The organism is Trichococcus sp. (assembly GCF_049589555.1).
Classification (GTDB): Bacteria; Bacillota; Bacilli; order Lactobacillales; family Aerococcaceae; genus Trichococcus.
Window position 1 is genome coordinate 1 of sequence record NZ_JBAWAZ010000175.1, and the last position, 4,197, is coordinate 4,197.

Genomic DNA, 4,197 nt, shown 5'->3' on the forward strand with positions numbered 1-4,197 from the left:
TGGGAATCCGTTGTCCGTTATATCGCAGGAAAGAAACCTGAAAAGGCAAAGAAACCAAAAAAAGTAGAAGAAATCAGGGAAGCTTCCATCATCACTGCGGCAATCGATTAGTTTCGGATGAACCCGCATGGGGAGCGCACGAAGCAATGGCTTAAGGGCAAATGATTCATTAAAAAATACGGAACGCAGATGGTTGCGCGTTCCGTATTTTTTTGCGCGGAAATTATCCCCGGCCAACAAACTCTGTGATATGATGGGTGTACTATTTTCATCAATTAAGGGAAGGTGTGGGGTTGTGTCGAAAGGAAAAGGGAAAGTGATGCTGTCGATGCTGATATTCGGGACGATCAGCATCTTCGTTAAGAATATTGACTTGGCTTCCAATCAGGTTGCCTTCTTCAGGGGCGCTTTGGGGAGTTTGTTCCTCTGGGGAACCTTGTTGGTGCGCAAGGAAAGGATTCCTTTGGCGTTGGTCAGGAAAAATGCCAAGTTCCTGTTGCTGTCGGGTTTTGCTGTAGGCATGAACTGGATCTTGCTGTTTGAAGCTTTCCGTTACACGACGGTATCGAATGCAACGTTGAGCTATTATTTCCAACCGATCTTCATGACGCTGTTGGCGCCGTTCGTCTTCAAGGAATCCTTGACCGCGAAGAAGATCGCTTGTGTCCTTTTGGCGATGCTGGGGATGTTCCTGATCATCGGAGTGAGCCCCAACGCGGGCGCATATAATCATCCGGTCGGAATCGGATTCGGATTGGCTGCGGCATTTTTCTATGCGGTGGCCATCATGTCCAACAAAAAAATCGCGGGTCTTGGCGGGATCCCTTTGACTGCTTTGACGCTCGTCATCGCAACCGGAATCCTGACTCCGTATGTCGCACTTACTTCCGGGTTCGGATTGGGACAATTGACTGGAGGTTCCGTCACCAGTCTGCTGGTTTTGGGGATCATCCACACGGGGATTGCCTATGTGCTGATGTTTGCGGGCGCCCAGGCGGTCGAGAGCCAGACATTCGCTGTGCTCAGCTATGTCGATCCGGTGACGGCAATCGTGGTTTCAGCTGTATTCCTGAAAGAAGACCTGTCACCCATTCAATTGGCGGGAGGCGTACTGATACTCGCCGCGGCCTTCCTGAACGAATTTTTGGGCAACAAAGAGAAACAAATTGCGATCAGCAAAGAGTAGCAAAAAAGAAAAGCGGAAACGAGTCAGCCTCGTTTCCGCTTTTTGCCGTTCGGCAGACATTCATTTGTTAAGCGATTTTTGTCATGCGTTTCAGGATGGCTTTCTCCCATGCGTCATAGTTATTGACTGCGAACTTGAAGAGGGTCCCGTTTTTCCTTTCGATGATCAGTGCTTTGCGGAGGCCGTAAGTGCCTGACCGTACGCTCCTGATGTCATCGTATGGGATAGCGATGTCGTAGATGCCGTCAGCGAAGGCCTTTGAAAAAGGTTTGAAGAAAATTTTCGTCATGATTTTGGCTATTTCCGGCATATCAAAGCGCAGTTGCTTGTCGGTCAAAAAGCCAAAACCGTCCAGAGCGGACTGTTCGCTTCGGCACCAACTCATCCTACCACTGTACAAGGTGGCTTCCCCTGATTTGTCTCCTGTCTTTTTAAACATATCGATTCCTTCTTCCACAAGAAAAACAGTAGCAATCCTTCGTTCCTATTATACCAAGGAGCTAAGCGATAAGCCTAAAAGAAACACAAAAACCCGGACAGATTTGTCCGGGTTTCGCAGAGAAGAACGTCTCGTTGCGTATGGCAGTACGCGGGTAAGACAATTTTTTCTCAGGAATGGAGTCATTTTTTCCGACGCTTACTGACTGAGCGATCTCACGCCGGGAGGAGGCTTCTCTGGAAGGTGAAGTTTCCTCATTTATGGATGCGTTCAGTATAAGCCATAAAGCTGCGCGGAAAAAGAGATTTGAGAGGAATGAAGGAAATCTGTCACAAATTCCGACTCTGTTTTCGTTTATCGTGAGAAATTTTTTTCAATCGGAGCAGCAAATCCGATTGAACGTCAAGGCTTTATGAAACTGATTTTTTTATAATAATCCATCTTCAGTGAGACATTCTGGTCATAATCAAGTTTGAAATAACTGGTGTACAGGCAATCCAACAAAAATAGCAACGAAAGCCTGGTCGAAAACGAAGAAATTTTGTTATAGTGACTCTCATTCGAGCTCATGTAAAGATGATGTGTGGCAGCTTTTGCGAAGGGAATCTCTTCGGTCGACGAAATCAACAGGATTGGCGATTTGTTTTTCTTTAGGATATTCACGATCTTGGGGATGACAACCCCTCTACCCCCGAATGAAACAACGATGGAAAGATGTGAAGAGTCGCTCGCGGCCGCCGTCAAACGTTGATGATACTCCTCAATCGGGACATTGACGAATCTGCCGATCTCCTGCATCTGGAATTTGAAGTTCTCGGCGAAGAACAGATTCCCGGCAGAAGTATAGAGATCGATGGCCGGTACCTTTTTCATCAAGGAAGCCGCCTGCCGCAGCTGCTCCAGATCCAGATGGTTGAGCGTGGACACCACGGTCTGTTCATAAAGTTCCTGCATCGTCCGCGTGATCTGATATTGGGTTTCATTGGAGTGGATCGGATAGTTGAAATCCAGTGTCGTTCGTTCCTTCAGATAGTCGCCGACCGAAGAAGATACCAGGATCTTCAACTCGGAAAGTCCGGCCAGATCCAATTTTTTGCACAAACGGTAGATGGTTGCGTTCGAAATGAAGCTGGCTTCGCTGATTTCCGCTGAAGTCATCTTCACGAAAGCTTCGGGATTCTCTTTTATATATGCAACCAAAATTTTCTCATTTTCGGTCAGGCTTACTAAATTGTCCATTTTGCTGAAGATGTTCATCTCTCGTCACCTCATTTTTTCAAAAAAATGCGCAGGAAATCCGATTCAGACAGCAGCGTCAGATTGTGGCCGCTGCCTTGCAGTTCGCGGACGGCTTGGATTTTGCGGCTCTCGCTTGGTGTACCGATTTTGCGCCAATCGCTGTCGGCGACGACCAGGTAGAGTGTTTCGTAGCTCAGCTTGGCGTCGAAGTGTCCGCCGACATCGATGATGAGCTGCGCCAAATCATTGCGTTTCAATTTTTGGAAGCGGCCTGTGAAGCAGACATGCTTGTCGTAAAAGACGTGTTCCTTGTCGAACAGCAGGTTCTTCGGCTTCAGTGGGGCTGCCGCTTTTGCTCGTTTGGCAGGGGTGCTTTTGCCGCCTTTAGCCACTCCGAAAGCATGCGAGAATAATTTTCCCATCCGGTATTGGTATTCGTCCAGAAAACCTTGGATGTCGTAGTTGTATTGCGCCAGCATTTTGCTGGTGATCAGCCCGCAGGCGACCGCATCCTCCACGGCATTATGGTGGTTATCGATCGTCATGCCGAAGTAGTCCAGAACGGTCGGCAAGCGGTTATTGTGCAAATCCAGCATGCGCTGGGCCATCTTGCAGGAACAGAAAAATTCATTCTGCATCTTCGGCAGTTTGTAGGTTTCAATCGTTTGCTGCAGGCAGCTCATGTCGAATTGGGCAAAGTGGGCCACAAGCGGATCTGCTCCGATGAAAGAACGGATGTCCGGATAAAGTTCGTCGAAGGAAGGCTCCCTGGCGACCATGGCCTCGGTGATGCCGTGGATTTGGATGTTCCCGCGGCTGAAATATTGGCGCGGATTGATGAGCGCGTAATAGCGGTCGACTTCCTTCCCGTCGGAAAAGCGGCTCAAGCCGATTGAACAGACGCTGTCACCACGGCTGTTTGCAGTTTCAAAGTCAATGGCGACGTAATCCATTTGCATACATACTCCTTTTGGTTGTTTATTGAATAATGAATAAATGGCCTATTGCTGCTGCAAAGCCATTATCTGTTGGTAATAAGGGATCATGCTGCCCAACGCGGCACCGATGATGAAGAACAACAGCATGCGGATCAAAATATAGGCCCAGCTTGCTGTATAATCTCGGGCCGGGTTTTTATTGGAGCGTCGGAAGAGGAAGAACATGCCGATCCCCGCAATCCAGCCGATGCCTGATAAGAGTGCTTGGGAAGTCGCCGGATTCAGGTAGCCGATCACGAAGCCGACAACCGTGGCAAAGGTCAACAAAAGCCCTTGCTTCATTTTTTCTGTCATCAAAATTTCCTCCCTTTTTCGTAAGCCTATTCTACCACAAA

General features: G+C 48.3%; 5 protein-coding genes. 1 reads left to right on the forward strand and 4 read right to left on the reverse strand.

Annotation, left to right across the window (positions count from 1 at the left end; genetic code table 11):
- The first annotated feature begins 295 nt into the window (after positions 1-295).
- Entirely contained in the window at positions 296-1,186 is an 891-nt protein-coding gene (locus WBV27_RS06895) for a DMT family transporter (protein ID WP_424200604.1), read from the forward strand.
- Between the two features lie 67 nt (positions 1,187-1,253).
- On the opposite strand, the gene WBV27_RS06900 is transcribed toward WBV27_RS06895, so the two are convergent.
- The 4 genes from WBV27_RS06900 to WBV27_RS06915 form a co-directional block, all read right to left on the reverse strand.
- Entirely contained in the window at positions 1,254-1,625 is a 372-nt protein-coding gene (locus WBV27_RS06900) for a hypothetical protein (RefSeq protein ID WP_424200606.1), read from the reverse strand.
- A 402-nt stretch (positions 1,626-2,027) separates the two neighbouring features.
- Positions 2,028-2,882 carry a MurR/RpiR family transcriptional regulator gene (locus WBV27_RS06905; protein WP_424200608.1) on the reverse strand — a complete coding sequence of 285 codons (855 nt, stop codon included), beginning with the start codon at positions 2,880-2,882 and terminating at the stop codon, positions 2,028-2,030.
- Between the two features lie 11 nt (positions 2,883-2,893).
- Complete coding sequence (locus WBV27_RS06910; protein WP_424200610.1) at positions 2,894-3,817, reverse strand: exonuclease domain-containing protein; 924 nt, start codon at positions 3,815-3,817, stop codon at positions 2,894-2,896.
- Between the two features lie 48 nt (positions 3,818-3,865).
- Positions 3,866-4,156 carry a hypothetical protein gene (locus WBV27_RS06915; RefSeq protein ID WP_424200612.1) on the reverse strand — a complete coding sequence of 97 codons (291 nt, stop codon included), beginning with the start codon at positions 4,154-4,156 and terminating at the stop codon, positions 3,866-3,868.
- Positions 4,157-4,197: the final 41 nt, after the last annotated feature.

Coding starts and splice junctions, on each gene's coding strand:
- WBV27_RS06905 (WP_424200608.1), bottom strand. CDS start 2,882: ATGAACATCTTCAGCAAAATGGACAATTTAGTAAGCCTGACCGAAAAT.
- WBV27_RS06915 (WP_424200612.1), bottom strand. CDS start 4,156: ATGACAGAAAAAATGAAGCAAGGGCTTTTGTTGACCTTTGCCACGGTT.
- WBV27_RS06900 (WP_424200606.1), bottom strand. CDS start 1,625: ATGTTTAAAAAGACAGGAGACAAATCAGGGGAAGCCACCTTGTACAGT.
- WBV27_RS06910 (WP_424200610.1), bottom strand. CDS start 3,817: ATGGATTACGTCGCCATTGACTTTGAAACTGCAAACAGCCGTGGTGAC.